This is a genomic window from Fodinicola feengrottensis, assembly GCF_010993775.1.
Lineage (GTDB): Bacteria > Actinomycetota > Actinomycetes > Mycobacteriales > HKI-0501 > Fodinicola > Fodinicola feengrottensis.
In genome coordinates this window covers 1-26,612 of sequence record NZ_WOTO01000039.1, presented here as the reverse complement: position 1 = coordinate 26,612, position 26,612 = coordinate 1, and the positions used below count along the sequence as shown (strand labels likewise).

Annotated in this window: 24 protein-coding genes and 6 pseudogenes; 10 read left to right on the top strand and 20 right to left on the bottom strand. The window is 67.6% G+C overall.

The genetic code is table 11. The annotated features are described in order from the left end of the window. Positions 1–50: 50 nt before the first annotated feature. The 4 genes and pseudogenes from ngcE to GNX96_RS30930 form a co-directional block, all read right to left on the bottom strand. On the bottom strand, positions 51–1,484 hold the full coding sequence (ngcE, locus tag GNX96_RS30945) for an N-acetylglucosamine/diacetylchitobiose ABC transporter substrate-binding protein (RefSeq protein ID WP_163571553.1): 1,434 nt from the start codon (positions 1,482–1,484) through the stop codon (positions 51–53). Positions 1,485–2,328: 844 nt separating this feature from the next. Beyond that, a pseudogene (hisF, locus tag GNX96_RS30940) lies at positions 2,329–3,102 on the bottom strand (imidazole glycerol phosphate synthase subunit HisF). Continuing rightward, entirely contained in the window at positions 3,099–3,824 is a 726-nt protein-coding gene (priA, locus tag GNX96_RS30935; RefSeq protein WP_163571550.1) for a bifunctional 1-(5-phosphoribosyl)-5-((5-phosphoribosylamino)methylideneamino)imidazole-4-carboxamide isomerase/phosphoribosylanthranilate isomerase PriA, read from the bottom strand. The pseudogene hisF and the gene priA overlap by 4 nt, the downstream one beginning before the upstream one ends. A 34-nt stretch (positions 3,825–3,858) precedes the next feature. Next, a complete protein-coding gene (locus GNX96_RS30930; RefSeq protein ID WP_163571549.1) occupies positions 3,859–4,398 on the bottom strand; it encodes a PadR family transcriptional regulator in 540 nt (179 codons plus the stop codon). A 163-nt stretch (positions 4,399–4,561) separates the two neighbouring features. Between GNX96_RS30930 and GNX96_RS56620 the strand changes: the two are divergent. Both GNX96_RS56620 and GNX96_RS30920 read left to right on the top strand, forming a co-directional pair. Further along, positions 4,562–5,173: pseudogene (locus tag GNX96_RS56620) on the top strand (FAD-dependent monooxygenase); the annotation flags it as partial. Beyond that, complete coding sequence (locus tag GNX96_RS30920) at positions 5,148–6,023, top strand: FAD-dependent monooxygenase (protein ID WP_163571545.1); 876 nt, start codon at positions 5,148–5,150, stop codon at positions 6,021–6,023. The pseudogene GNX96_RS56620 and the gene GNX96_RS30920, both read left to right, overlap by 26 nt. Here the strand turns inward: GNX96_RS30920 and hisH are convergent. The 4 genes and pseudogenes from hisH to hisD all read right to left on the bottom strand — a co-directional run bounded on the left by hisH (position 6,020) and on the right by hisD (position 9,668). Further along, a pseudogene (gene hisH, locus GNX96_RS30915) lies at positions 6,020–6,633 on the bottom strand (imidazole glycerol phosphate synthase subunit HisH). The gene GNX96_RS30920 and the pseudogene hisH overlap by 4 nt on opposite strands. Positions 6,634–6,643: 10 nt before the next feature. Beyond that, positions 6,644–7,240, bottom strand: a complete 597-nt coding sequence (gene hisB / locus GNX96_RS30910) for an imidazoleglycerol-phosphate dehydratase HisB (protein WP_163571543.1) — start codon at positions 7,238–7,240, stop codon at positions 6,644–6,646. 35 nt (positions 7,241–7,275) lie between these two features. Beyond that, positions 7,276–8,382, bottom strand: coding sequence for a histidinol-phosphate transaminase (locus tag GNX96_RS30905; protein WP_163571541.1), 1,107 nt, complete (start codon positions 8,380–8,382; stop codon positions 7,276–7,278). Beyond that, on the bottom strand, positions 8,379–9,668 hold the full coding sequence (gene hisD / locus GNX96_RS30900) for a histidinol dehydrogenase (RefSeq protein ID WP_163571540.1): 1,290 nt from the start codon (positions 9,666–9,668) through the stop codon (positions 8,379–8,381). The genes GNX96_RS30905 and hisD overlap by 4 nt, the downstream gene beginning before the upstream one ends. A gap of 89 nt (positions 9,669–9,757) precedes the next feature. On the opposite strand from hisD, the gene GNX96_RS30895 reads away from it, so the two are divergent. Beyond that, entirely contained in the window at positions 9,758–10,558 is an 801-nt protein-coding gene (locus GNX96_RS30895; RefSeq protein WP_163571539.1) for an LON peptidase substrate-binding domain-containing protein, read from the top strand. Between the two features lie 150 nt (positions 10,559–10,708). Here the strand turns inward: GNX96_RS30895 and GNX96_RS30890 are convergent, their stop codons facing one another. After that, positions 10,709–11,305: a DUF2567 domain-containing protein gene (locus GNX96_RS30890; RefSeq protein ID WP_163571538.1), complete on the bottom strand. Its 597-nt coding sequence runs from the start codon at positions 11,303–11,305 to the stop codon at positions 10,709–10,711. Positions 11,306–11,407: 102 nt separating this feature from the next. Here GNX96_RS30890 and GNX96_RS30885 point away from each other — a divergent pair, with 102 nt between their 5' ends. The 4 genes and pseudogenes from GNX96_RS30885 (at position 11,408) to GNX96_RS30870 (ending at position 15,083) form a co-directional block, all read left to right on the top strand. Next, positions 11,408–13,135, top strand: coding sequence for an IlvD/Edd family dehydratase (locus GNX96_RS30885; RefSeq protein ID WP_163571537.1), 1,728 nt, complete (start codon positions 11,408–11,410; stop codon positions 13,133–13,135). Between the two features lie 101 nt (positions 13,136–13,236). Continuing rightward, positions 13,237–13,720, top strand: a pseudogene (locus GNX96_RS30880) (glutathione peroxidase). 130 nt (positions 13,721–13,850) lie between these two features. After that, positions 13,851–14,207 carry a GntR family transcriptional regulator gene (locus tag GNX96_RS30875; RefSeq protein WP_163571536.1) on the top strand — a complete coding sequence of 119 codons (357 nt, stop codon included), beginning with the start codon at positions 13,851–13,853 and terminating at the stop codon, positions 14,205–14,207. Between the two features lie 45 nt (positions 14,208–14,252). Next, positions 14,253–15,083: a serine hydrolase gene (locus tag GNX96_RS30870; protein WP_313885824.1), complete on the top strand. Its 831-nt coding sequence runs from the start codon at positions 14,253–14,255 to the stop codon at positions 15,081–15,083. Positions 15,084–15,093: 10 nt separating this feature from the next. Here the strand turns inward: GNX96_RS30870 and GNX96_RS30865 are convergent, their stop codons facing one another. The 3 genes and pseudogenes from GNX96_RS30865 to dnaE form a co-directional block, all read right to left on the bottom strand. Continuing rightward, positions 15,094–15,672, bottom strand: a complete 579-nt coding sequence (locus tag GNX96_RS30865; protein ID WP_279581958.1) for a hypothetical protein — start codon at positions 15,670–15,672, stop codon at positions 15,094–15,096. 118 nt (positions 15,673–15,790) lie between these two features. Further along, complete coding sequence (locus GNX96_RS30860; RefSeq protein WP_279581988.1) at positions 15,791–16,309, bottom strand: Uma2 family endonuclease; 519 nt, start codon at positions 16,307–16,309, stop codon at positions 15,791–15,793. A 158-nt stretch (positions 16,310–16,467) separates the two neighbouring features. After that, positions 16,468–20,012 (bottom strand): annotated as a pseudogene (dnaE, locus tag GNX96_RS30855) (DNA polymerase III subunit alpha). A gap of 215 nt (positions 20,013–20,227) precedes the next feature. On the opposite strand from dnaE, the gene GNX96_RS30850 reads away from it, so the two are divergent. The 3 genes and pseudogenes from GNX96_RS30850 to GNX96_RS30840 all read left to right on the top strand — a co-directional run bounded on the left by GNX96_RS30850 (position 20,228) and on the right by GNX96_RS30840 (position 21,783). Next, positions 20,228–20,902: a hypothetical protein gene (locus tag GNX96_RS30850; RefSeq protein ID WP_163571529.1), complete on the top strand. Its 675-nt coding sequence runs from the start codon at positions 20,228–20,230 to the stop codon at positions 20,900–20,902. Further along, positions 20,886–21,233, top strand: a pseudogene (locus GNX96_RS65255) (PfkB family carbohydrate kinase); the annotation flags it as partial. The gene GNX96_RS30850 and the pseudogene GNX96_RS65255, both read left to right, overlap by 17 nt. A 34-nt stretch (positions 21,234–21,267) precedes the next feature. Next, positions 21,268–21,783: a PfkB family carbohydrate kinase gene (locus GNX96_RS30840; RefSeq protein ID WP_163571526.1), complete on the top strand. Its 516-nt coding sequence runs from the start codon at positions 21,268–21,270 to the stop codon at positions 21,781–21,783. Between the two features lie 69 nt (positions 21,784–21,852). On the opposite strand, the gene GNX96_RS30835 is transcribed toward GNX96_RS30840, so the two are convergent. The 8 genes from GNX96_RS30835 to GNX96_RS30805 all read right to left on the bottom strand — a co-directional run. Beyond that, positions 21,853–22,614 (bottom strand): hypothetical protein, encoded by a 762-nt coding sequence (locus GNX96_RS30835; protein ID WP_163571525.1) that lies wholly within the window; start codon positions 22,612–22,614, stop codon positions 21,853–21,855. Continuing rightward, complete coding sequence (locus tag GNX96_RS30830; protein WP_163571604.1) at positions 22,611–23,525, bottom strand: RluA family pseudouridine synthase; 915 nt, start codon at positions 23,523–23,525, stop codon at positions 22,611–22,613. Before GNX96_RS30830 ends, GNX96_RS30835 begins: the two co-directional genes overlap by 4 nt. Positions 23,526–23,554: 29 nt before the next feature. After that, complete coding sequence (gene lspA / locus GNX96_RS30825) at positions 23,555–24,130, bottom strand: signal peptidase II (RefSeq protein ID WP_163571523.1); 576 nt, start codon at positions 24,128–24,130, stop codon at positions 23,555–23,557. A 5-nt stretch (positions 24,131–24,135) separates the two neighbouring features. Continuing rightward, entirely contained in the window at positions 24,136–24,543 is a 408-nt protein-coding gene (locus tag GNX96_RS30820; RefSeq protein ID WP_390624181.1) for a TraR/DksA family transcriptional regulator, read from the bottom strand. 283 nt (positions 24,544–24,826) lie between these two features. After that, positions 24,827–25,900 carry a hypothetical protein gene (locus GNX96_RS30815; RefSeq protein WP_163571521.1) on the bottom strand — a complete coding sequence of 358 codons (1,074 nt, stop codon included), beginning with the start codon at positions 25,898–25,900 and terminating at the stop codon, positions 24,827–24,829. A gap of 33 nt (positions 25,901–25,933) precedes the next feature. Next, complete coding sequence (locus tag GNX96_RS56615) at positions 25,934–26,107, bottom strand: hypothetical protein (protein WP_279581956.1); 174 nt, start codon at positions 26,105–26,107, stop codon at positions 25,934–25,936. Between the two features lie 20 nt (positions 26,108–26,127). After that, positions 26,128–26,391: a hypothetical protein gene (locus tag GNX96_RS30810; protein WP_279581955.1), complete on the bottom strand. Its 264-nt coding sequence runs from the start codon at positions 26,389–26,391 to the stop codon at positions 26,128–26,130. A gap of 7 nt (positions 26,392–26,398) precedes the next feature. Beyond that, positions 26,399–26,612, bottom strand: a 214-nt coding sequence (locus GNX96_RS30805; RefSeq protein WP_279581954.1) for a hypothetical protein, incomplete at its 5' end; no start/stop codon positions are given.

Here is a 26,612-nt window from a genome sequence, read left to right as displayed (position 1 = left end):
CTACCGTGCCGCATCGCTGATTGTTACTCCGTTTCAGGCTGGGTTACCGACTAGGAACTGTGCTTGAACTTCTTGATCGCCGAGTTCGATGCGACCGCGTCGGCCGCGGCGGCCTGCGCCCGGGTGATCCAGTCGGCGGTGGAGAGCTCCTTGTGCATCAGCAGACCGGTGTTCTGACCCAGCGACTTCTTTTCCAGGTCCGGATACCAGTCCGGCAGCCGCGGGTTGCTGACGCCCTGGCCGGCCGCCTTCAGCAGCGCGTTCGCCGAGGTCAGGCCCGGCGGCAGCTGGATGCCGTCAGCGGCACCAGCCACACAGGTCAGCGAGCTGACCAGCTTCGCGAAGTTCTGCGACTGCGCCTTGGAGAGCATGATCCGCAGCAGTTCCTGGCCGCCGAGGGCGTTCTTGCCCTGCTTCGGCACGATGAACGGCTCGCCGGAGGCCGACCAGGTCGACCCGTACGGCAGCTTGTCCGCGGCGGACGCCGACGGGGGGCCGCCGACGGCCATGTTGAAGCCGGCCGGGGTGGTCGGCTTGGACTCGTTCTCCACCCACGAACCGTTCGGGATGAACGCGGCCTTGCCCTGGTTCCACGCGGTCTGCGACTCGATGTGCGTCAGGCCTTCGCTGCCCTGCAGGATGTAGCCCTTGGCGGCCAGTTCGGCGAACGCGTCCACCGCCGTCTTGACCGCCGGGTTCTTCCAGGCGTTCGGTTCCAGGTTGTCGATCGACTTCATCACGTCCAGACCGCCGATCTTGGCGATCATGCCGTACATCGCGAAGTGGACGTAGTAAGGGTATTTACCGGCGTACGTCCAACCGGCGATTCCCTTGCCCTTCAGCGTCTCGCAGGCCGTGATCATGTCGGCCCAGGTCTGCGGGTACTTGATCTGGTACTTGTCCAGCTGCGCCTGCGAATACCAAACGCCGAAGACGTTCTGCGCGTAGTTCATCGCATAGACTTCTTTGCCGCCGTACTGACCCTGCTCAACCGAACCGGGCAGCAGGGTGTCCCGCACCTTCTTGGTCGGGTCGTCGAACGAGGGCGCGTCCAGCAGTGGCGTCAGGTCGGTCAGCTGGCCCTTGCTGATGAGGCTGTTCATGTCCAGCTGCTGCGCACCGGAGTTGTCGATCAGGTCAGGCGGGTTGCCGCCGACGAACCGCGGCGCGAGCTGCTGGGTGATGGTCTGCGTACCGGTGTGCTTGATCGTCGCCTTCGGATACTTCTGCTTGAACGCGGCCTCGGCGTCGGTGGCGTACTTGTCACCGAAGCCGCCCTTGAAGATCACCACGTCCAGCGGCGCGTCGACCTTCACGCCGAGCGGATTGTCCTTGGTGACCGTGCCCTTGTCGGAACTTGCGTTGCCTGAACCGCCACCGGTGGCGCAGGCGTCCAGCAGTGCCGCGCCGGGAACAGCCAGGGCGCCCAGCGCCGCCGCCCGAGTGAGCAGCGTCCGCCGGGACACCTCAGATGGTCCGCCCATTGCCTCTCCTCTTTCTGTTTTTCAGGTGCCACCACCATGGTGGCTTTTGATGCCATTCACCGATCCTGCTGACTACCTCAGCCGAGCCGGAGGTGAAAGATATCCACTCCAAAGCCGTGGGTCGCTGCCCCACGCCGGGCGACGACCAGTTGTCCCCATCGCGGGTCGCCGGGTATGACGACCAACGCGGTGGAGGTGAGTACGTCCCGGCGCTGTTACACCGAGTGACGACGGCTGCGCCGCGGGCGCTGTCCGCCGCCGGCGGGCGCCAACCAGATCCGTGAGCTTGTCTCGCAACTTCCGTTCCCGTGCCGAGCTCCGGCGGTGAACGGTCCGCATCGCCGAAAGTGCCTGCGCAACGGCCGGGTTGGCCGTGGTGTGGCCACCGTACCGGGGATCTTGGAGCCAGCGGTGCCGATTCCCGGCTTTGCCGGCGAGTCCGGACGACCGGCTACGGCCGCCGTTTCGGCCCAGAGGGCCAGCCAGGAGTCCTTTACCCGGACCGAAAGTGGCATCCCGGGCGAATGCCCCGCGACTCCCCTTCGGCTCGGCCGCGAGCGGCCTCCAGAGCACCGCGTCCCAGCCTCCCGCCACACCGCTGGCCACCGCCGATCGCGGTTCGCACGCCACGCGGAGGCGGCGGGGGGCACAGCGGGCAGGCACCGATCGTCTCCCGGATGAGCATGATTCGTAAGTGTCGTTGGGTACGGTGCCCGTCCACTCGCGAACAGTCAACTAACGATTCGGCGGCACCCGTCGATTATCCACCCACAAATCATGGCATAGATGCACAAAGCAGTCAGAAAAATGTTTGCAGTTGATCGATAGCCAGCCACTTGCGACATCAACGCACTGGGTTTCCGACTTCCCGGAGGGCCTGCTTCACGGCCGGAATGGCCACCGTCCCGAAGTGGAAGACGCTCGCCGCGAGCACCGCGTCAGCGCCCGCCGCGACCGCCGGGGCGAAGTCCTGGACGCTGCCGGCACCGCCGCTCGCGATGAGTGGCACGTCCACCACCGCGCGGACGGCACGGATCATCTCCAGGTCGAAACCGGCGGTCGTACCGTCCGCGTCCATCGAGTTCAGCAGGATCTCGCCGACCCCCAGTTCCTGGCCGCGGGCGGCCCACTCGACCGCGTCCAGACCGGTCCCTCGGCGACCACCGTGCGTAGTCACCTCGAAACCGCTGGGCGTCGGTGGACCATCGACAACGCGGCGCGCGTCGACCGACAGCACCAGGACCTGCGCGCCGAACCGCCGGGAGATCTCGCCGAGCAGCTTCCGGGCGGGCGATCGCCGCGGTGTTCACGCGCCGATCTTGTCGGCACCGGCGCGCAGCAACGCGTCGACGTCTTCCACGGCTCGGATCCCACCGCCCACGGTCAGCGGGATAAACACGCACTCCGCGGTCCGGCGTACCACCTCAAGCGTGGTCGCCCGGCCGGCCGAGGACGCGGTGATGTCCAGAAAGGTGAGCTCGTCCGCGCCGGCCGCGTCGTACGCCCGGGCCAGCTCGACCGGGTCACCGGCGTCTCGCAACGCGGTGAAATTGACACCCTTGACGACCCGGCCGCCGTCCACGTCCAGGCACGGAATGACCCTGACCGCGACGGTCATCGGACCGCCGCCAGCGCCTCGGGCAACGTGAAATTGCCTTCGTACAAGGCAGTCCCGACTATCGCGCCCTCGACGCCGTTCGGCACGAGCCGCGAGATCTGTTTCAGGTCCTCGATGGTCGTCACGCCGCCGCTGGCAATGACCGGCTTTTCGGTACGCGCGCAGACATCGATCAGCAGCTGCAGGTTCGGCCCGCGGAGCATGCCGTCCTTGAGCACGTCGGTCACCACGTACCGCTGACAGCCGTCGTTTTCCAGCCGCTGCAACACATCCCAGAGATCGCCACCCTCGCGCGTCCAGCCGCGAGCGGCGAGCCTGTCACCTCTCACGTCCAGGCCGATCGCCACCCGATCGCCGTACTCGGCGATGATTTTCCGGCACCAGTCCGGATTTTCCAGCGCCGCCGTGCCAATGTTCACCCGCCGGCAACCGGTCGCGAGCGCCGCCTTCAGCGAGTCATCGTCACGGATCCCACCGGACATCTCGACCTGCACGTCCAGCTTGCCGACCACCTCGGCGAGCAACTCCCGGTTGTGGCCCCGCCCGAACGCCGCGTCGAGATCGACCAGATGCACCCACTCGGCGCCGCCGCTCTGCCAGTTCACCGCGGCCGCGATCGGGTCCCCGTACACCTTCTCGGAGCCGGCTTCGCCCTGCACGAGCTGCACGGCCCGCCCCTGGGTCACGTCGACAGCCGGCAACAACGTCAAGCGGTTCGTCATGCCACCCATTCTCCCGATCCGGCGCTGCGGCCGCTCAGCTGGGCCGTTGGGCTTGCGAGAGCTGCTCAATGCACCACAGTGCCCAGTCGCGTACGGCCGGCAGGGTGCGTAGGCCGCGCTCGGCGACCAGTCGGCCGACCGCGAAGGGGTTGTCCCGCCACTGTGCCGGTGCCTGGTTGATTTGGGCCTGCATCGTCTCCAGGCGCTGGGTCGTACGGTCGGCGTAGTCCTGCAGGATTTTGATCGCCTCGGCCGGTTCGAGGTTGCCGAGCAGGAACATCCGCAGCGCGGCCTCGCTGCGGACGGCCTCCTCGGTCAGCGGATCCGCCAGCAGCCAGCGCCGCAGCTCCTGCCTGCCCGGGTCGGTGATCCCGTACGTCTTGCGCCCTCGCGACGCGGTCGCGACCACCTCGACCAGCTCGTCCTCGGTCATCCGTCGCAGTTCCGGATAGACGTGGCTGTGAGTCGTGTGCCAGGCCCACTGCATCAGCGAACCCTCGAACTGCTTGGTCAGGTCGTACCCGCTCGCGGGGCCTTCGGCCAGCAGGCCGAGCAGGGCATGGCGAAGTGACATGACGGCAGCATAGCAGCTTTAGTGTCCGTCCGGACATGTACATATTGACACTCGATCTCGTGGCTGTCAGAGTGAGAGCACGCCGCTGATCACGGCATCCCCCCTTCGCCATCTCCCAAAGGAGTGCCCTCATGACTGACCTGCGCGGTGCCCGGAGCTGGTCATGACGGACGTACTCGTGGTCGGCGCCGGCCCAACCGGGCTCACGCTTGCCTGCGTGCTCGCCCGGCAGGGAGTGTCTGTAAGGATCGTCGACCGGTCGCCGTCGGCTCAGCCGGGATCACGCGGTTTTACGGTCAAGCCGCGGACTTTGGAGGTCTTCGACGACCTCGGGATCGCCGACCGGTTCATGGCCGCCGGCTGGGTCGCGGCCCGCACCCGGGTGCATCTCGGCGGGTCACTGCTCGCGGATTTCTCGATCGGGCAGGACAAACCGAGCGCCACCCGGCCCTACCCGAACTCGCTGGCCCTCCCCCAGTTCAAGACCGAGGAGATCCTACGCGACCGGCTCGCCGATTTCGGCGTACGGGTGGAATTCGGCACCGGTGTACGAGACTTCCAGGCCAACGCCGGCGGGGTGGTGGTGGAGCTGGACACCGGCGAAAGCGCCCAGGTGTCCTATCTGGTCGGCTGCGACGGCGGCCGCAGCACCGTCCGCAAGCGGCTGGGGCTTCGGTTTTCCGGTCGTACGGAGGAAGACGTCCAGGTTCTGCTCGCCGACGCGTACGTCGAGGGGCTCGCACATTCCAATGCCACCCAGATCTGGCTCGGGGCCGACACGTTCGTGGCACGCCCGTCCGGCGAGGGCGGCCGGTGGCAGCTCGTCGCCTCGGTGCCCCCGGACCACCCCGAGCCTTCGGCGCGGCTGCTGGAAAAAAAAACTGGCCCGCGAACGTACTGGCCTGGACCTGCGTCTGGTCGACCCGAACTGGCTGTCGGTCTGGCGCTACCACCTCCGGATGGTCGACACCTACCGCGTCGGCCCGGTGTTCCTGGCCGGCGACGCCGCCCACGTGCACAGCCCGTTCGGCGCCTTCGGGATGAACACCGGGGTCCAGGATGCTGACAACCTGGGCTGGAAACTCGGGTGGGTGCTGCGCGGTCACGCCGACGACGGGTTGCTCGACACGTACGAGCAGGAGCGGCTGCCGGTCGCCCGGGCCGTGCTGGCCGAGAGCGACCGCACCTTCTCCACTGCCGCCCGACCGCCGGCCTTCCTGCGCCCGCTCCTCCCGCTGCTGGTCAGGCCGTACCTCACTCGCCTGAACAAACGCGGCCGCTACGACCACCCGAGCTATCCGGACAGCTCGTTGAGTGTCGGCCCGGGAGCCGGCGTGAGCGCACCGGACGGCCGCTATGGGACCGGCCGACTTTTCGACCTCTACCGCGGATCCCACCTGACCGTGCTGGCTTTCGGACAGCCGCTGGACCAGTTTGCGCTCTACGGCCCGGCTGTACGCGGCTATTCGGTCGACTCCGCCGACATCCGCCGCGCGTACGGCGTCCGACCCGGCACCTTCGTCGTGATCCGCCCCGACGGGTACATCGGTGCCGTCGTACGCGAGGTCGCCGACCTCACTGCCTACCTCGATCGGACACTGTCCCTGCACCTGGTTGACCGCTAGCGGAGCGAGCGGACCCAGGAGGAGAGGAGGTCGGCGCCGGCGTCGCCGGACTTCTCGGGGTGGAACTGGGTGACGGTCAAGGCTCGCCATTCGACGGCCGAGATGAAGTCGTCCTCGCCGTGGCGGGTGGTGGTGACGAGCGCGTCGGGAGGCAGCACCGAAACGTCGCAAGCCGCGTACGAGTGCACGAAGTAGAACCGCTGGTCCTCGACGCCGGCGAAAACCCGCGATCCGGCTGGTACGGAAACGGTGTTCCAACCCATGTGCGGCACTCGCTCGGCCCGCAGCCGGCGGATCTCGCCGGGCAGCGCGCCAATGCCGTCCGTGCGCACGCCGTGCTCGTCACCGCGCGCGAACATCACTTGCATTCCCACACAAATCCCGAGCACGGGCCGATCGTCAGCGAGCCGCTTGCGGACCATCACATCGGCGCCGCACGCGACGACGCCCTCCATGCAGGCCGCGAAAAAGCGCCGACCCCGGGCACCACACAGCCGTCGGCGGTCTCGGCAGCGGACACGTCCGGGCTGACGATCACGTCGGCGCCAACCCGGGCGAGCGCGCGCTCAGCGGAGCGCAGGTTGCCCGAGCCGTGGTCGACCACAACCACCCGAGGGGGGTCACAGCACGCCCTTGGTGCTCGGGATGCCTCGCACCCGCGGGTCGACCTCGACGGCCGCCCGCAGCGCCCGCGCGACGGCCTTGAACTGCGCCTCGGCGATGTGGTGCGGATCGCGGCCGCGGGTCACGTCGATGTGCAGCGCGATCTTGGCGTTGTGCGCGAAGGCCTCCCACACGTGGCGTACGAGCGTGCAGCTGAAGACACCGTTGATCACCGCGGTGTCCATCACGGCCGGCTCGTTGTGGACCAGGAACGGCCGCCCGGACAGGTCGACGACCACCTGGGCGAGTGCCTCGTCCAGCGGCACCGCGGCCTGCCCGAAGCGGCTGATGCCGGTCTTGTCCCCGAGCGCCTCGGCGAACGCCTGGCCGAGCGCGATCGCCGTGTCCTCGACCGTGTGATGCGGGTCGATGTGCAGGTCACCGACGGTGTGTACGGTCAAATCGAACAGCCCGTGCTTGCCCAGCTGGGCGAGCATATGGTCGTAGAAACCGACCCCGGTCTCCACGTCGGTGATGCCACGGCCGTCGAGTTCGATCTCGATCAGCACCTTGGACTCGGCCGTTTTCCGCTCAATCCGGGCGGTCCGGCTCATCGGCGCTCCCCCATCCCGTCTTCCGTGCGTACCCGTCATGCCATCCGGTCCGCGTCCGTCGCCACCTGGTCGAACGCGCCCAGGAACGCGCTGCATTCAGCCGGCGTGCCGGCGGTCACCCGGAGCCACCCGGGCATCCCCACGTCCCGGATGAGAACTCCCGCGCCGAGCAGACGTTGCCATAACGCGGGAGCGTCGGCGAACCGGCCGAACAGCACGAAGTTGGCGTCCGACGGGACCACCTCCCAACCCCGCGCGGTCAGCTCGCTGACCAATCTGTCCCGCTCACCGCGGATGCTGTCCACACCCGCCTGGAGCTCGGTCGCGTGCCGCAACGCGGCTCTCGCGGCGGCCTGGGTCAGCGCGGACAGGTGATATGGCAGGCGTACGAGCTGCAGCGCCTGCACCACCGCCGGCGACGCGGCCAGGTAACCGAGCCGGCCGCCAGCGAAGGCGAAGGCCTTGCTCATCGTCCTGGTGACCACCAGCCGCGGATATTCCGGCAGCAACGTCACCGCGCTTTTCGTCCCTGGCCTGGCGAATTCGCCGTACGCCTCATCGACGACGACCATCGCGGGGGTCGCGTCGGCGACCGCTCTGATCGTGTCGAGATCAATCGCTGTGCCGGTCGGATTGTTCGGCGAGCAAAGGAAAACCAGGTTCGGCCGCACGACTTTTACTTGCTCGACCGCGGAAATCGGGTCGAGCGTGAAGTCCGACGCCCGCCGGCCGTCGACCCACGGCGTACAGGTCGCCTCGGCGATCCGCTGATGCATCGAGTACGAGGGGGTGTAGCCCAGCGCTTTTAGTCCTGGGCCACCAAAAGCCTGTAAAAGCTGCTGCAGGATCTCATTCGAGCCGTTGGCCGCCCACAGCTGGTCGACGGTCAGCGGCTCGCCGGTCTGCTTGGCCAAATATGCCGTGAGCTCCTCGCGCAACGCGACCGCGTCCCGGTCCGGATAGCGGTTTACCTCGGCGACCTCGGTGGCCACCGCGGCCACGATCGCGGCCGCCACCGCCGCCGGCGGCGGGCTGGAGTTTTCGTTGGTGTTCAGCCGAACCGGCACGTCCAGCTGAGGCGCACCATACGGGTGCTGGCCGCGCAGGTCCGCCCGCAGCGGGAGATCCTCAAGGTCGGTCACCGGAACCTCACCTGGACGGCTTCGCCGTGCGCCGGCAGGTCCTCGGCGTTCGCCAGCGCCACCACGTGCCCGGCGACTTCGGCGAGCGCGGGTTTGTCGTACTCGATGATGTGGACGCCACGCAGGAACGTCTGCACGCTCAGCCCGGACGAATGCCGGGCGCAGCCGCCGGTCGGCAACACGTGGTTGGAGCCGGCGCAGTAGTCGCCGAGGCTGACCGGCGCGTACGGCCCGACAAAGATCGCGCCGGCGCTGCGTACCCGCAACGCCATCTCGCGGGCGTCAGCGGTCTGGATCTCCAGGTGCTCGGCCGCGTACGCGTTCACGACCCGCAGCCCGTGCTCGACATCGTCGACCAGGATCGCGCCGGACTGCGGACCGCTCAGCGCCTCGGTGACCCGCTCGGTGTGCTTGGTCGCGCCGACCAGTTTCGGCAGCGTCCGCTGCACCTCGGCGAGCAGCTCCTCGGAGTCCGTGACCAGCACGCTCGCCGCGGCCGGGTCGTGTTCGGCCTGGCTGATCAGGTCCGCGGCCACATGTAGGGGATCGGCCGTACGGTCCGCGAGGATGGCGATCTCGGTCGGACCGGCCTCGGAGTCGATGCCCACCAGGCCGCGCAGCTGCCGCTTGGCGGCCGTCACGTAGATGTTCCCGGGGCCGGTCACCATGTCGACCGCACGGACGTTTTCGATGCCGTACGCGAACATCGCGACCGCCTGGGCGCCGCCGACCGAGTAGACCTCGTCGACCCCGAGCAGCTCGCAGGCAGCCAGGATGGCGGGGTGCACGCGGCCACCGTGGTCCCGCTGCGGCGGCGAGGCGATCGCCAGCGAAGCGACGCCGGCCTCCTGCGCCGGCACCACGTTCATCACCACCGACGACGGATAGACGGCCAGGCCGCCCGGCACATAAAGGCCCACCCGCTCAACCGGCACCCACCGCTCGGTGACCGTGCCGCCGGGCGCCAGCCGGGTCGTCACATCCTGCCGGCGCTGGTCCGCGTGCACCGCGCGGGCCCGCTGGATAGTGGTCTCCAGAGCGGCTCTCACGGCCGGATCCAGGCCCTCCAGTGCCGTCCGCAGATGCTCACGCGGCACCCGTACGTCGGACAGCTCGACACCGTCGAAGCGCTGGGTGGCGGCCAGCACGGCCGGCAACCCACGGTCCCGCACGTCGTCGAGAATCGGCTGGATCCGCTGCGCGGCGGCACCGACGTCCACCGCGGCCCGGGGCAGCACGGTCCGCGGGTCGGTGTCACTTCCACGCAGGTCGGTCGTCGTCAGCACTCCTGCGAGTCTACGGCCCGGCGCGCCCGGTGATCCGGCCGGCGCATCGGGCGTGGCAGGGACCACTTTCGGCGCGCCGGTACGGGCGGATGCGTTGTCTAGACCTGAGATTCACCAGGCGAACCGGCCGGCACCGGCATACGCTCGCCCGAGTGGAGGCAATCCCGTTGTTCCCCTTGGGGACCGTACTGTTCCCGGGTGTCGTGTTGCCGCTACACGTTTTCGAACCCCGTTATCGCGCCCTGACCAGGCTTCTCATGGAAGCTCCGGAAGGCCCTGGCCGAGAGTTCGGCGTGGTCAGCATCAAGCAGGGCTGGGAGGTCGGCGTCGACGGCGTGAAAGCGCTCTACGACGTGGGCTGTACGGCGGAGTTGCGGCAGGTGGCGGCATATCCGGACGGCCGCTACGACATCGTGTCGGTGGGCCGCCGCCGATTTCGGCTGCACGACCTGGACACCACGTCCGCGCCGTACCCGTTCGGCGAGGTCGAGTGGCTGCCGGACGAGCCGTACGAGCTGGCCGAGGCGACCCTGCTGTCGGTGAGCGTCGCCGAGGTGTTCCAGCGCTATGTCGCGTTGATCGCGAGCGTCACCGAGACGCAACGGGACGAGGATCTGCCGCCGCAGCCCGAACACATCGAGCTGCGCTCGGCGGCCGGCGCCACGGCGCTGAAGCTGCCAGCCGAGCCGACCACGCTGTCCCATCTGGTCGCCGCGAGCGCACCGCTGCCGCAGCGGGACCGTCAGGACCTGCTGGCCGAGGTGTCCACCATCGCCCGGCTGCGCCGCGAGCTGCGGCTGCTGCTCAAGCGGGAGGCGACGATGCTTCGGCGGCTTCGGGCTGTTCCGGTGCCGCTGGCCGAGCTGCGGGCGCCGCTAAGTCTGAACTAGTTTCCGCGGGCGCATGCTCGCCCCAAACCTCCGGCGGGATCTCGAAGTCGCCGCGGCGCAGGTCGCCGTACTTCGACCAGCCCGCGGTCACCACGTACACCAGCACCGCGACGAGCGGCTCGATCAGCAGGACGCCGGTCGCCCGTACGCTCACCGGCGCGGTGAACTGGGTGCCGACCGGGCCGCTGGCCACCAACCGGTCGAGGTCGCGAGGCCGATCTGGTGGCCAACGACCATCGCCAACGCCGAGCCGGCGGCGCCACCGACAGCCAGCCCGATGGCCATCCACGGACCGCGCCGGCTAAGCCACAGGTATCCGCCGACGCCGGCCAGGATGCCCACCACCAGCCCGATCGCACCAAGGACGGCGTCCGCCGCGACGAAGACCTCGTTGTCGAAACCGGTGTAGATCGCACCGCCGGCGGTTTGCGCGGCCATCGCGTGCGGCGCGATCGCCGACCACAGCAGGCCAAGGGGGGCGCCGAGGACGAGCAGCACCGCGGCGGCGATGCCGGCTCGCACCAGGTCCGCGACGGCGAAGGCGCGGCCGATCGACAGAGCCGGCGGTTGCCAGTCGGCGTACGGGTCAGCCTGCTCTGGGTCCTCCTGGGCCTGTGTTGGCTGGCTCTGGTCGGGCTTTCTCAGGTGGACCCGGCTGTTGGGCTCCGGGGCGGCGGCGGCTGACTGCCGTCCTCGGCCGCTTCGGTGGCGCTCTGCTCGCTCGTCATGACCGTTTGAGCTTGTCATACCCGTTTCTCGTATCACTCTCAAGGACCTCGCTTGCGTACTGAGTCATCGACTGATGAGGTCGAGTTGGCTAACCATCGGCTTCAGCGAGGAGACAGCGCAGTGGAGCAGGGCAACACGCGGCGGCGCAGCGCGACCTGGTTCGGCGGGTCGGACAAGAGCGGCATGATTCACCGTTCCTGGATGCGAAACCAGGGCTACACCGACGAGGTTTTCGACGGCCGGCCGGTGATTGGGATCGCGGTCACCGCCTCCGATCTGGCGCCCTGCAACGCGCACCTGACCCAGGTCGCGGACGCGGTGAAAACCGGGGTTTGGCAGGCCGGCGGATTCCCGCTCGCGTTTCCGGCGATGGCACTGGGCGAAACTTTGTTGCGTCCGACCGCGATGCTTTATCGCAACCTGCTCGCGATGGAAGCCGAAGAGCTGATGCGCGCCAACCCGATGGACGGCGTAGTGCTGCTTTCCGGCTGCGACAAGACAACTCCGGGTCTGTTGATGGCCGCGTCCAGTGTGGACATTCCGGCGCTGATGGTGACCGGCGGGCCGATGCTGAACGGCAAGTTCAAGGGCCAGGACATCGGATCCGGTACGCACGTGTGGAAGTTCGACGAGGAAGTACGCGCCGGTCGGATGACTCAGGAGGAATGTTTCTTCGCGGAAAGCTGCATGTCCCGGTCAAACGGTCACTGCATGACGATGGGCACCGCGTCCACGATGGCCAGCATGGCCGAGGCTTTGGGGATGCAGCTGCCTTATTCGGCCACCTGGCCAGCGGTCGACGCGCGCCGTTACAAGACCGCGACGCAGGCCGGCCAGCGGATCGTGAAAATGGTGGAGGAAGACCTGCGGCCGAGCCAGATCATGACGCGTACCGCTTTCGAGAACGCCATTCGTGTCAATGCCGCCATTGGCGGCTCGACAAACGCGGTGATTCACTTGACCGCGATCGCCGGCCGGCTCGGGGTGCCGCTGGAGCTGGACGATTTCGACCGGCTGGTAAGGGACATTCCGACCCTGGTTGACCTGATGCCGTCCGGACGTTTCCTGATGGAGGATTTCTGTTACGCCGGCGGGATTCCGGCGGTGATGGCCGAGCTCAGTTCACTGATCGACACGTCCGCGATCACAGTGACCGGCGCGACGCTCGCCCAGAACATCGCCGACGCCGAATGCTATAACCGGGAAGTCATTCGTACGCTGGAAAACCCGCTCCAGGAAGCCGGCACCGGCACCGCCGTACTGCGCGGCAACCTGGCACCGGACGGAGCGGTCATCAAACAGTCGGCGGCCTCGGTGAAGCTCATGACACACCGCGGCCCGGCGATGGTTTTCGAGTCTCCAGAGGAATATTACGCGGTCGCCGACGACCCGGAGATGCCGGTCGACGAGAACACCGTGCTGGTCATCAGAAACTGCGGCCCGCGCGGCTATCCGGGGATGCCGGAGGTCAGCAACGTGACCCTGCCGACGAAACTGCTCAAGCGCGGCATCACCGACATGGTACGGATCTGTGACGGCAGGATGTCCGGCACCGCGTACGGCACGGTGGTCCTGCACGTCTCGCCGGAAGCCGCGGTCGGCGGTCCGCTCGCACTCGTACGCACCGGGGACATCGTCTCGCTGGACGTGCCGGCACGGACGATCGCCATGGAGGTCGACGACGAGGAGTTGGCCCGCCGCCGGGCCGACTGGAAGGCGCCCGCACCACACGCCACCCGCGGTTGGGTACGGCTCTACGGCGAGCATGTTCTGCAAGCCGATCAAGGCGTCGACCTCGACTTCCTGGTCGGCGCGAGCGGACACGACGTGCCCCGCGAGTCGCACTAGTGTCCTGACTGTGTCCCACCTAACACGAGCTGACACTCGCCACCAACGGCTGAATGTCAGAGGCTTTAACTTAGTAGTCGACCGAGCAAAGGTGCACTGACATGGGCATTCAAGACATTCCATTGACCACCCTGGACGGCTCGCCGTCCACCCTCGGGGCGCTGGGCGACAAGGCGCTGCTGGTCGTCAACGTGGCGTCCAAATGTGGACTGACCCCGCAGTACGAGGGCCTGGAGCGGCTACAGAAGCGCTACGCCGACCGCGGATTCTCGGTCGTCGGCTTCCCCTGCAACCAGTTCGCCGGCCAGGAACCCGGCTCCGCCGAGGAAATCCAGGAGTTCTGCTCCACCACGTACGGCGTGAGCTTCCCGCTCTTCGAGAAGATCGACGTCAACGGCGAGAGCCGGCACCCGCTCTACGCCGAACTGACCAAGGTCGCCGACGCTGAGGGCGCAGCTGGCGACGTGCAGTGGAACTCGAGAGAAATTCCTGGTCACCGCCGACGGCTCGGTCACTCGCTTCCGTCCGCGCACCGAGCCCGAGGACGAGATCGTCACCTCCGCCATCGACGCCGCCCTCGCTTAGGGCGCGCCGAGTCCGCGACACCCCACTGGTGTCGGCCGCCACGTCGACTGCGGGACAAAACCCCGCACTCGACGTCGAGTGCGGCACAATGTCCCGCACTCGACGAAAAACATACCCAAAGGTCGCTGTCATGATCGTCGAGATCGATCCGCGGTCGGCGACACCGCCGTACGAGCAGCTGCGCGTTCAGGTCACCGAGCAGGCCCGCTCGGGCGTGCTGCCGGCCGGCACCCGACTGCCGCCGGTCCGCCAACTCGCCACCGATCTGGGCATCGCCGCGAACACCGTCGCCCGTACGTACCGTGAGCTGGAGCAGGACGGCGTCGTCGTCACCCGCGGCCGACATGGCACTTTTGTGGCCGCCAGTCCAGACGCCGGTCTGCAAGCCGCTCACGAAGCGGCGCTCGCGTACGCGGCTCGTGTCCGGCAACTCGGCATCGACGCCGACAAGGCGCTCTCTCTCGTGAAGCAGGCACTGCGTTTGTAAGACTGAACCTATGAGTGTTTCGCCGATGCCGGGTGCGAGGGATGGCTGTGCGTACGGGAAATCGACGGCCCCGGCGAGGTGGCCGTCGGCGCCGATGATCTGGTGGTTTCCGCCTCGGTGGCCAAGACCCCAGTGGCGTTAGAGGTCTTTAGGCAGATCTCCGGCGGAAAACTCGACCCGACTGAGCGCGTCCGCCTCTCCCCCACCAGCAACACCGCCGGGCCAACCGGATTCTCGAACTTCGCCGACGACGTTGAGGTGTCCGTACGGGACCTGGCTCGGATGATGATGGTGATCAGTGACAACGCGGCCACCGACGTACTGATCGACAAGGTCGGTCTGGACAGCATCCACGCCACCCTGACCTCGCTCGGGCTCACGCGTACGATCATCCCGACGACATTGCGGGACATGCTCGACTCCGTCGGCACGGACGCTGGCTTCGCCGACTGGAAAGAGCTGGTCAACGCCTCCGCCGACCCGCATGTCGACGAACTGGTTTCCCGGTCTCGCGCTATGCGGCCGGCGACGGCGATGCGTACGACCGCAAGCGAAGCAGCCACTCTGGTGAGCCTGATCTGGCGCGACGAAGCCGGCCCGCCGCAAGCCTGCGCGCAGGTCAGACAGTTGATGGCGACCCAACTCACCCGGCACCGGCTGGCCATGGGTTTTCCGCGCCCGGTCAGGGTTTCCGCTAAGAGCGGCGGGCTGCTCGGCGTCGTACGCAACGAGGCCGGCGTGATCCAGTTTCCGGACGGCTCGCGTTACGCCGCCGCGGTTTTCACCCGAGCACTGACCCATCCCGCCAACGACAGCCACATCAACACCGCCATTGGCCTGGCCGCCGCCAACGCCGTCGCCACCCTCCGAACGTAGCCACAGCCCTTTAGGACACGAACCAGACGACGAGTCGTACGTTTTCGTCGCCGTGCACCGAAGCCAGCAACGCGCAGGCGTCCCACAAAGGCTGCCAATCGCCTCCCGAGTCAAGGGACAGGGCATCCCGGCGGCGAAGCCGCTCGGCCCGAAAGACAGTGGTGCCGTCCACCCATTCGGTACCGTCCGGCCAGTTCCGCTCGCCATAGCCGCCGACCGGACCGGTGATCCCGGCGACTTCAGTGAACTTTCGGCTCCAGACCGCCTTTTCCACCATCCGTAACTCACCGGCGGCGCCTCGCTCGTACTGATGGATCCGGCTGTCCGGCGCCTCCGCGAACTCGTCCCAGTCAACCGCTTTCAGCTCGTCCCAGCCGATCCAGGTGTCCCCGAAACCCATGTCCTCCAGCGACTCGGCGTGATCCTGTCTCACTACGTCGGACACATCCACGGGCAGGCCACGATCGGCAGCAATCGGACCGAACTTCGCGTAGTTCCGGACTCCGAAAAGACAGCCGAAGGCGTCGTAGTCCCGTGCTGTGGTCAAAAGCGACAGGTTGATCGCCGCCGACCATGAGGTCTCATCCAAATTGCCCGGCCACGCCCGACACTCCAGCCATCCGTAAATATCCGTTCCCATACCCACCATGCTCCTGGTACGGGCGCCCGCGCGTCGACCTTTTCTCAACCGGCTGCGCTATCGGACCTCAGGACAGCTGGCGCAGCCGCAGGGTGCCGTGGAAAGGCTCGGGCAGGTCCAACTCACCAGCCGGCGCGGTCGCCGAGTGACGTACGTATTTGTTCGACGTGGTTTCGAGCTCGTAAAGCTCGGCAAAATACCCAGCTGGGGTTTCCTGCACGATCAGATACCACGCGATGCCAGCCTCGGCATAGACGATCATCTTCTGGTCGTACTCGTCGCCTCCACCAGGCGACACGATTTCGGCCACGAGTTGGACGTTCTGCGGATCAGCCGGTCGACCGCGGTAACGGCTTCGCAGGACTACCAGATCGGGTGACCTGTAGCGATGACCGTCAGCCATCCGTACGTCTACCGGTCCTACCACGAGGTGCGGATCCCCGATCGCTTCGGATAGATCGTTGGCAAGAACTCTTGCCGCGTACTGATGTTCATACGTCGGCTCGGGCACCAGGATCAGCCTTCCGTCGTGCAGCGCTCGACATGGACGCCCTCTGGGAGTGCGTTGTAGTCGGCCTCTGTCCATTCCCCCCCCCCCGGTGGAAGACAATCAGCTGCCCTAGAGTGACACGAGGATCCTCGCCGCCCGGCCCATCACCGTCAGACACGTGTGCTGAAATACTCATGACACCCTCCTCTCACCAACCGCTGACGACATCCTAGCCGAGGCATGCGCCGGCACATCTAGGCGACGATGCAGCCGGAGCCCAGGAGGGCTTTGAGGTCGCCCATCAGCGCCGGAGAAGGTGTCACACGCAGGCCGTCCTGGAGGCGGAGCATGGTGGCTTGACCGCCGTTGGTGACTTTCAGTCGGACCTCGGTGGTGCCGGGGTGGGTGACCAGCACCTCGCGGAGCTGGTTCACCAGCGGCGGGGTGCAGCGGTTGGCGGCCAGCGACAGGGTCACCGGGGCCTTGGAGATGTCGGTCAGGTTCGGGATCGACAGGTCCGAGACGATCAGTCGCGGCACGTCGTCACGTTTGTCGACGCGGGCCTTCAACACGACGATCGCGTCCTCGGCAATGTGCATGCTGACCAGCTCGTACGTGGCTGGGAAGAACAGCGCCTCGACCGAGCCCGACAAGTCCTCCAGCTGGGCCATCGCCCACGACTTGCCGGCCTTGGTGACCTTGCGGGTCACGCCGCCGAGGATGCCGGCGACGGTGACGAGTTTGCCGTCTGGCACAGCGTCTTCGTTCAACGCCACCAAAGAAGTGTCCGCGGCCGCCGAAAGGACGTGTTCCACCCCGGAAAGTGGGTGGTCCGAAACGTAGAGGCCGAGCATTTCCCGCTCGAACGCGAGCAGATCGGCCTTCTCCCACTCGCCTGCCGGGATCGCCGGCGTGACGACGACCGCTTCCTCGTCGGCGCCGACATCGCCGAACAGGTCGAACTGGCCGATCGCCTCATTTCGTTTGGTGGCGCTGAAAGCGTCGACCGCATCGGCGTGGATCGCCAGCAGGCCACGGCGCGGGTGGTTGAGCGAGTCGAAGGCCCCGGCCTTGACCAGGGCTTCCATCGTCTTCTTGTTGCAGGCCACCGCATCGACTTTGCGGAGGAAATCGTAAAAGTCTGTATAGGCGCCTTTTTCCTTGCGGCAGCGCTCGATCGCGGCAACCACGTTGGCGCCGACGTTGCGCACGGCCGCCAGGCCGAAGCGGATGTCGGTGCCGACCGGGGTGTAGTCGGCGCTGGAGGAGTTCACGTCCGGCGGCAGCACCTGGATGCCCATCCGGCGGCATTCGTTCAGGTAGACCGCCGACTTGTCCTTGTCATCCCGTACCGAAGTCAGCAGCGCGGCCATGTATTCGGCCGGATAGTTGGCTTTCAGAAATGCCGTCCAGTACGAGACGACACCGTACGCGGCGCTGTGCGCTTTGTTGAACGCGTAGTCGGAGAACGGCACCAGGATGTCCCACAGCGCCTTCACCGCGGCCATCGAGAAGCCGTTGGATTTCATGCCCTCACTGAATGGCACGAATTCCTTGTCCAGGACTTCTTTTTTCTTCTTGCCCATCGCACGCCTGAGCAGGTCCGCTTGACCGAGCGTGTAGTTGCCGACCTTCTGCGCGATTTCCATGACCTGCTCCTGATAAACGATCAGGCCGTAGGTCTTGGACAGGATGTCCTTGAGAGCGTCCTCGAGCTCGGGATGAATCGGCGTGATGTCCTGCTGCTTGTTCTTGCGCAGCGCGTAGTTGATGTGCGAGTTCGCGCCCATCGGTCCGGGTCGGTAAAGCGCGCCGACCGCGGAGATGTCCTCGAAGTTGTCCGGCTGCATCAACCGCAGCAGCGACCGCATCGGACCGCCGTCGAACTGGAAGACGCCGAGCGTGTCACCGCGGCCGAGCAGCTCGTACGTCTTCGGGTCGTCCAGGGCCAGGTGGTCCAGGTCGATGTCGACGTCGTGGTTGAGTTTTACGTTGCGCAGCGCGTCTTCGATGATGGTCAGGTTGCGCAGGCCCAGGAAGTCCATCTTCTTCAGCAGGCCGAGCGACTCGCACGTCGGGTAGTCGAACTGGGTGATGATCACGCCGTCGGAGTCCCGCCGCATCACCGGGATGTAGTCGGTGATCGTCTCCGAACTCATGATCACCCCGGCCGCGTGCACGCCGGTCTGCCGGATCAGGCCCTCGATTCCCTTGGCACGGTCGAAAACCTGCCGGACGTCGACCTCGTCGTTGTAGAGCCGGCGAAGCTCGCCGGCCTCGTTGTAGCGCGGGTGTTTCTCGTCGAACACCCCGGACAGCGGGATGTCCTTGCCCATCACCGCCGGTGGGAACGCCTTGGTGATCCGGTCGCCCAGCGCGTACGGGAAACCCTGGATCCGGCCGGCGTCCTTGATGGCCGCCTTCGCTTTGATCGTGCCGTACGTGGCGATCTGGGCGATCTTGTCCTCGCCCCATTTTTCCGTCACATACTTGATAACCTCGCCGCGGCCACGCTCGTCGAAGTCGATGTCGATATCGGGCATCGACTCGCGCTCGGGATTCAGGAAGCGCTCGAAGAACAGGCCGTGCAGCAACGGGTCCAGGTCGGTGATGCCCATCGCGTACGCGACGATGGCACCGGCGGCCGAGCCTCGGCCGGGGCCGACCCGCACGCCGTTGTTCTTGGACCACACGATGAAGTCGGCCACGACCAGGAAATACGATGCGTATCCCTTGTCCAGGATGACCTTCATCTCGTAGTCGGCCTGCTCCTGGTGCTTGGGCGGAATGCCGTCCGGGAAGCGCCGGCGCATCCCGCGCTCGACCTCGATCCGGAACCAGGACTCCTCGGTCTCCCCTTCCGGCACGGGGTAACGCGGCGACAGGTCCTTGAACTGGAACATCCCGGTGGTGTCCACCCGCTCGGCGATCAGCAGGGTGTTCCGGCAGCCTTCCTGCCAGGCGTCGGACGAGTCGATGCCGCGCATCTCGTCCGCGGTCTTGATGTAGTAGCCGCTGCCGGAGAACTTGAACCGATCCGGGTCGGCGAGCGTCTTGCCAGTCTGGATGCACAGCAACGCGTCGTGCGAGTCCGCGTCCGCCTCGTGCGTGTAGTGCGAGTCGTTGGTCACCACGAACGGCAGGCCGAGCTCCTTGCCGATCCGCAGCAGCCCGTCCCGCACCTTCAGTTCGATGTCCAGCCCGTGGTCCATCAACTCGATGAAGTAGTTGTCCGCGCCGAAGATGTCGCGGTATTTGGCCGCCGAGGCGAGCGCCTGGTCGTACTGACCGAGCCGCAGGCGGGTCTGCACCTCGCCGGACGGGCAGCCGGTGGTCGCCATCACCCCGGCCGCGTGCTCGGCCAGCGTCTCGTCGTCCATCCGGGCCCACTTGCGTACGAAACCCTCTGTATACGCCCGGGAGGTCAGCTTGAAGAGGTTGTGCAGGCCCTGCGCGTTGCGCGCCCACAGCGTCTTGTGGGTGTAGTGGCCGCCACCGGAGACGTCGTCGCGCTTCTGGTGCGGATCGCCCCACTTCACCGGCTGCTTGTGAGCGCGCGAGGCGGCGCCACATACGCCTCAATGCCGATCACCGGCGTGACGCCGGCCTTCATCGCCTGCTTGTAGAAGTCGTTCGCGCCGTGCATGTTGCCGTGGTCGGTCATCGCGACCGCCGGCATCTCCTGGCGCGCCACCTCGGCGAACAGATCCTTCAGGCGCGCCGCGCCGTCCAGCATCGAGTATTCCGTATGCACGTGCAGGTGTACGAACGAATCACTGGACGAGCCGGGCGACGACATCCTCGGCTTGACCCCCCTCTTTTTTTCAAAACCAACGACCCAAAGTGGTGTGGGTCCGTCAGCGATCCTCGCACGCCGGTATGACAACTTTGGCGTTGGCCAAGGCGCGTGTCGGACCGGTTCGGTCCGATGGAACCCGGACCGCTTTACGCCAGCAACACACTGTAAGCAGCAGAATGGCGGCGGGTGGGTTTCACCAGCCGAAGGGGAATGAGATGTCAGCGCTGGTCGGCACGGCAGCGACCGCTGCCCGTCTGCAGCGGACAGCGCTGTGGCCATGGGCCATCCGGGTGTGGGCGACCGAGCTGGGCCCGCGGGAGATCGACGGGCGCGCCGGCGGGCCCGTGCCCGTCTCAGACGGTTGGTACGGGTCCGTAGGGACCGTGCCGGTCGAGCTCTTCGAGTGGCGACAGCCGGTGTTGGCTGGCCGCGACGACTGGGCCGCCGCGATCGGGCCGCGGCCGGCCGACTGGTTGTCGATGATGAGCGTGGTCGCGCACCTCGCAAGGCCCGCCGGACAGTTCCGGCTGGGCATCCGGTACGTCGGCCCCGAGCTCGTCGACCAAGGCCTGCCGAGCAACCAGCACTTCAAGCTGGCCGAGGCGGACCAGGACGGCGCCCGGCTGCTGGCGCTGCCGGCTGTACGGTCCGCCCTCGCGCCGGTGAGCACCGACTTCGTCACGCTCGCCGACCGTGCGGTGCTCGTACACATCCCGCTCCGGGACCGGACCGCCGACCAGCTCGCTCGCCGCCAAGATCGGCCAGGTCGCCGCGCTCGCAGCCGCCCTGGAGACCGCGGCCCACCCGGACGCCCAGATCGCGCCCGCCGTCTGATCTTGCGGAGTTCGCTGAACAGGCCAGCGGGCAGGCAGAATGCAACGCGTGCCTGACTCCCTCGACCTCATCACCGTCGGCGAGCCGATGGTCCTGTTCCAGCCGCCGGCCGACCAGCGCCTGCTGACGGCCCCCAGGCTGGACGTACACGTCGCCGGCGCCGAACTGAACGTGGCGGCCGGCACCGCCCGGTTCGGCGTCCGGACAGCCCTCTGTACGGCGGTGGGCGCCGACCCGCTGGGCGCCCGGCTGATCGCCGCCGCCGCCGATCTCGGCATTGACACCACCCTGATCGCCACCGACCCGGAGCGCCCCACCGGGCTGTTCCTCAAGGACGTGACCGACGACGGCGCCCGCCGGGTCTACTACTACCGGGCCGGGTCGGCGGCCGCCGGGCTGACCGCCGCCGACGCGGACCGGGGTGCTGGCGGCGCGGCCGACCGCGATCCTCACGTCCGGCCTCACCGCGGCCCTGGGCGAGGGCCCGTACGCGCTGGTCGCCCGGCTCTGCCGGGAGGCGCCGGCGGCCGGCATCGAGGTCGCCTTCGACGTGAACATCCGCCCGCAGTTGGGCGATGTGAGGGGCCAGGGCAAGCGCTCTCGGGAGCTGCTGGAGGGCTGCGGCCGACTGTTCATCGGTACGGACGAGGCGCTGCCGGTCTTCGGCGTCGACGCCCCGGACGCGATCATCGCCGCCGCCCGCTCGGCCGGCGTCGCCGAGACCGTCGTCAAGGCCGGCGCCGACGGCCTGTGGGTCGACGCCGGCGCTGACACGTACCACCTGCCATCCGCGGCCTCCTCGGTGGTGGATCCGGTCGGCGCCGGCGACGCGGGTCGCCGCCGGCTATCTGGTCGGTCGGCTCCGCGGGCTGGCCGAGCTGCCGTCCGCGTGGCTCGGCAACCAGCTGGCCGCCGGCATCGTCTCCACGCTCGGTGATGTCACCGGCTTACCCACCCACGTCGAGGCCGCCGAGCTGCTCGTACGCGCCGCCGAAAACAAACCCGCCTAACCGGCGGTGTCTGGGGGCGGTGCGACGGTGGTGAGTTGTTCGGGGAGCAGCGGGGTGAAGACCGCGGAGTAAGGGTCGGTAATCTGCGGGGTGGGGTCGACGGCGCGTACGGCCGACCGGCTGGCGAAGGTGCGAAGGGCCGCCGGCGCGCCGGAGATGACGGCGGCGTAGAGGCAGCCGCAGCCGGAGCGGTAGGCGGTGGCCTCGCGACGAGCGATGTCGGCGCCGATGAGGTCTTGGGTTCGGCCGGCGGGGTCGGTGGCCGCGGACTGCCGCAACTGGGTGGATTCGGTGGAGCGTTCGGTGGCCAGCCGGGCCATTCCCGCTGCCAGGTCGGTGCCGGCATGGGTGACCGGAAAAGACGAAAGGCGCGTCTGTACGCCTGGCAGCGGCACTCTCGCGAAGGCCAGTTTTACCGTCGTACCGGACAAAACCGAAGCGGCCGAAGAAGCCGTCTGATAGTCCCGAAATGACACGAGAGCGAGCACCGGTTCGGTTCCGGACAACGCGGCCAGCGATTGCCGGGTCGACGCGAGGTACGCCGCGATGTTGGCGCCTTGGGAAGGACCGGCTCGTACGACGTCAATGTCGTCCACATTGGACGGCGGTGGCGCCGACGCGGCACCGAAAACTACTGTTCCGCCGATCAGGACCGCGACGACCGCCAAACCCAGCAAAACCTGCGAGAAAACCGCGAGCCGGCGAAATCCCGCGACCAACCGGGCTGCGCCGCGCCGCAGCCGCCGGAGCGGGTTCATACCGAGGCGTCACGCAGCAGGTCGAGGGCGTGCTGCAGATCCGCCGGATACGGCGAGGTGAATTCGACCCACTGGCCGTGCGCCGGATGCTCGAAACCAAGCCGGGCGGCATGCAGCCACTGCCGGGTCAGGCCCACCCGCTGGGCGAGCGTGGGATCGGCCCCGTACGTCAGATCGCCGACACATGGGTGCCGCATCGCCGCCATGTGCACGCGGATTTGGTGCGTACGACCGGTTTCCAGCTTCACGTCGACCAAACTGGCCGCCCGAAAAGCCTCCGCCGTCTCGTAGTGCGTGACGCTCGGCCGGCCGCCGGCCACCACCGCGAACTTCCAGTCCGACGACGGGTGTCGGTCGATCGGGGCGTCGATGGTGCCGCGCAGCGGATCCAGATGTCCTTGCACGACAGCCGCATAACCCTTGTCGACCGTACGTTCCTTGAAAGCCCGCTTCAGCAACGTGTAGGCGCGCTCGCTTTTCGCGACGACCATCAGCCCGGTGGTGCCCGCGTCCAGCCGGTGCACCACGCCCTGTCGCTCGGCCGCGCCACTGGTGGAGACGCGGTGCCCCATCGCGGCCAGGCCGCCGATCACCGTCGGCCCGGTCCAGCCGGGGCTCGGATGTGCGGCGACGCCAACGGGCTTGTCGACGATGGCGATGTCGTCGTCCGCATAGACGACACTCAGCCCCTCGACGGTGGCGATCTCGAGTTTCGGCGCGCCTGGCGGCGGCGGCAACGTCACTTCCAGCCACGCGCCGCCGGTCACCCGGTCGGACTTGCCCTGCGCCACCCCATCGACGCTGACGTCACCGGCGGCGGCCAGCGCGGCGGCCGTCGTACGCGACAGGCCGAACATTCGGGCCAGCGCGGCATCGACCCGCATGCCGTCCAACCCGTCGGGCACCGGCATGGACCGGCGGTCGCCAGTCAGGGAGTCACTCACGAGGACGAGTCTGACACCGGTCCGTCAGACTTCGCCGACTGGTCACCCATTCGTTGCCCGTCGACGCCGATGCCGCGGAAAACCAGCAACACCACCAGCCCCACTCCAACGCACAGACACGAGTCGGCGACATTGAAGATCGGCCACCAGCCGATGCTGACGAAGTCGACCACTCCGCCCTGCAATGGTGCCGGCGCACGGAAAATCCGGTCGGTCAGGTTGCCGGCCGCGCCGCCCAGGATCAGCCCGAGCGCGATCGCCCAGCCCAGCGACTTCAGTTTCCGGGCGATCCGGATGATGTAGCCGATCACGCCAATGGCGAACAGCGACAACACCACTGTGTACGTCTGCCCCAACGAAAACGCGGCACCGGTGTTGCGCGTCGGCTGCAGCGACACCAGGTTGCCGATCAGCCAGATCGGCGGCCGGCCCTCCAGGTAGGCGACCACAAGTGCCTTGGTCAGCTGGTCCAAACCGATGACGACCACGGCGATCACCGCGAACGGCAGGATGCGCCCTAGCAGTGGGCGGGGGCGAACAGCGGCCGGCTCATCGTCCCCGGTGGTGGACATCGCGCTCAGTGTCGCTCCTCAAGCTGTTTGCAGGTCACGCACAGCGTAACGAACGGGAAAGCCTCCAGCCGGGCGGTCGGGATTTTGTTGCCGCACTGCTCGCAGATGCCGTACGTGCCGGAGTCCAACCGGACAGCGCACGCTCGACCTGGTCCAGCCGGGCCTGGATGCCACGCGCCAGCGACAGCTCCTGCTCCCGCTCGAAGGCCTTGCTGCCGGCGTCTGCCTGGTCGTCGCCGGCGCCGTCGGAGACCCGGTCCCGCTGCAGTTCGGAGATCTCTTCGACGGCACGGGCGTGTTCCCCGCGCAGGTCGTCGGCGCGGGCGGCCAGATCGGCTCTGATGTCCGCATATTCCGTGCTGGCGCCGGCCAGCGGCGCTGATGAGGTGTTGGGGCTCACGGGCCTGGTCCATTCTGCTCGCCGCCGCGGCGCACCTGGCGGGATCCGGTCCGACAGTGGATGTCCTGTCTTGCGCTCTTGCATGCCGGCGAGCGCGGCCCCGCTGTCGCCCACGACCCCGGTATCACCGGTCGCGAGGTCTCGCCGAGACGCCTTCCCCGAGGCAGACACGATACGTAACGTCCGTGTTCGCCACAACGTGACATGCGCCAATGCATGTGGCTGTCAGACCAGGGTAGGCGGGGATTCTGGATCCGCTAGCGGGAAACCGCGGCAGCCGGAAGTTATGCGTACCGCTATTGCCGTACGGCCATCAAGGCGGCCACCGGACGGCATCCGCCACAGGGGGTGAAACCCAGCTCGAATGCCTCCCACACCGGCACCGGCTCGGACTCCTTGTCCGCCAGGTGTGCACAAGTGGGCAGATGAAACCGCGGTCGTCCATCTACCACGAAGACCTCGTCATCGCGGGCGGAGAACTCGTCGGCCACCCCGGTGCCGATCGGCTCGATGCCGGGCTCGTCCGCCGGGTCGTCCGGATCGCGCAGCACGTCCCGCCGCTCGACCGGCTCCTTGCCGGCGGTCTCGGCCGCATTCGACTTCTCCGCCGGGCCCTTGCCAACCGGGATCTTGCCAACCGGGACCTTCACCGGCGGGATTTTCAGCGGCGGAACCTTGACCGGCGGCGCCTTGACCGGCGGCTTGACCTGGGAAGTCTTGGCCGACTCAGTCTTGGCGGGCTCAGCTTTGAGAGGCTCAGCTTTGAGAGGCTCAGCTTTGAGAGGCTCGGCTTTGAGGGCGGGTGGTGGTGGTGGCGTGACCGGCAGTTGGGTCGTCGGGCTGTCGAGCGCTGGATCCACCGATCCGACCGGCCCGCTGCGCTCCGCGGACTTCCCGGCCGGCTGGGCCGGAATGCCGCTGGTGGAAGACCGGTCGGCGGCCGGCGGCGGGGCGAAGGGCAGGTCCTCTGGCGGTACGGGCTTGCGCCGGCCCCGTTCGGCCACCACCGGTGGCCTCTTCGCGGACGGTACGACAGCAGGCGGCACGACAGCAGGCGGGACGACAGCGGGCGGGACGGCCGACGATGGGTGGGCCGCGGGTGGAGCGGCGGCTGGGACCCGCGGCAGCACCGCGGTCTCGGTCTTGCTCTCAGAACTGCGAGAGGCGGGGGTCTTCGCCGCCTTCTTGACCGGTTCGGCGACGGATCGGGCCGGCAGTCGACGGACCTGGCGGGCTCCCAGGTACAGCAAAACGGCGGCCACCACGCTGATGCCAATGGCACCGGTGATCAGCAGGACATTGCTGGTCACCGCTCCATAGATCAGCACCGCGGCGGCCGCCACGATGAGCAGCAGGCTCCCGACGAGCACCCGCTCAGCTCCCGTTCAGTGCTTCGTACGCGATCAGTAGCGGCTGTCGTGGCCGCTGTCCAGGCCCAGGCCCCGGACACACCGCCACCGAACGAGCCGGACACACCGGTCGAGAGTGTTGATCCCGGTCGAGCTGGTGCTGGCCGACGAACGGTCGCTCCGGCTCTCGGTCTCGATGGCCTGGCCACGGTCGGTCAGGTCGCGCAAACTGGGTCTCCAGAACGCCTTCAGGCGGGTCCTGTGTACTCCCGCTCGAAGGACTTGAGCTCCTCGATGTGCTTCTGCAGGGCGGAGCGCTTCGCGTCCAGGCTGCCCATGGCCTCCTGGTGCCGCTGGCGGGCCTCCTGCTCCAGGGCCTCGGCCTTGGCCCGCGCGTTGCGGGTCAGCTCGTCAGCCTTGGCGCGCGCGTCGGTGAGCAGCTTCTCAGCCTCCCGACGGGCCTCCCCGACGTGATCGTCGGCGGTGCGCTGTGCCAACATGAGCACCCGCAACGCCTGCTCACCGCCGGGTTCTCCGGAAAGTGAGACCCCCCATCGCGCCGGCCATCTGAGGCTGGCTGCCACGCTGGGCGTCCTGGGCACGAGATGCCGCCTGCTGGGCCTGCTGAGCGGCCTGCTGGGCTGCTTGGGCCTCCTGCCGGAGCCGGTCCATCTGGCCCTTGAGCTCGGAGTTCTCCTGGGCGAGCCGACGACTGTCGGCTGTCGTCCGTACG

Excerpts from the sequence above, each read along its gene's own strand:
- GNX96_RS30890 (WP_163571538.1), bottom strand. The coding sequence starts at position 11,305 with ATGACAAGCTCAAACGGTCATGACGAGCGAGCAGAGCGCCACCGAAGC.
- GNX96_RS30850 (WP_163571529.1), top strand. The coding sequence starts at position 20,228 with ATGTCAGCGCTGGTCGGCACGGCAGCGACCGCTGCCCGTCTGCAGCGG.
- GNX96_RS30920 (WP_163571545.1), top strand. The coding sequence starts at position 5,148 with ATGCCACCCAGATCTGGCTCGGGGCCGACACGTTCGTGGCACGCCCGT.
- GNX96_RS30895 (WP_163571539.1), top strand. The coding sequence starts at position 9,758 with ATGCGTTGTCTAGACCTGAGATTCACCAGGCGAACCGGCCGGCACCGG.
- hisB (WP_163571543.1), bottom strand. The coding sequence starts at position 7,240 with ATGAGCCGGACCGCCCGGATTGAGCGGAAAACGGCCGAGTCCAAGGTG.
- GNX96_RS30830 (WP_163571604.1), bottom strand. The coding sequence starts at position 23,525 with ATGCCGGTGCCCGACGGGTTGGACGGCATGCGGGTCGATGCCGCGCTG.
- GNX96_RS30835 (WP_163571525.1), bottom strand. The coding sequence starts at position 22,614 with ATGAACCCGCTCCGGCGGCTGCGGCGCGGCGCAGCCCGGTTGGTCGCG.
- lspA (WP_163571523.1), bottom strand. The coding sequence starts at position 24,130 with ATGTCCACCACCGGGGACGATGAGCCGGCCGCTGTTCGCCCCCGCCCA.
- priA (WP_163571550.1), bottom strand. The coding sequence starts at position 3,824 with ATGACGAACCGCTTGACGTTGTTGCCGGCTGTCGACGTGACCCAGGGG.
- GNX96_RS30930 (WP_163571549.1), bottom strand. The coding sequence starts at position 4,398 with ATGTCACTTCGCCATGCCCTGCTCGGCCTGCTGGCCGAAGGCCCCGCG.
- GNX96_RS30860 (WP_279581988.1), bottom strand. The coding sequence starts at position 16,309 with ATGGACAGAGGCCGACTACAACGCACTCCCAGAGGGCGTCCATGTCGA.
- ngcE (WP_163571553.1), bottom strand. The coding sequence starts at position 1,484 with ATGGGCGGACCATCTGAGGTGTCCCGGCGGACGCTGCTCACTCGGGCG.
- GNX96_RS30875 (WP_163571536.1), top strand. The coding sequence starts at position 13,851 with ATGATCGTCGAGATCGATCCGCGGTCGGCGACACCGCCGTACGAGCAG.
- GNX96_RS30820 (WP_390624181.1), bottom strand. The coding sequence starts at position 24,543 with ATGGACCAGGCCCGTGAGCCCCAACACCTCATCAGCGCCGCTGGCCGG.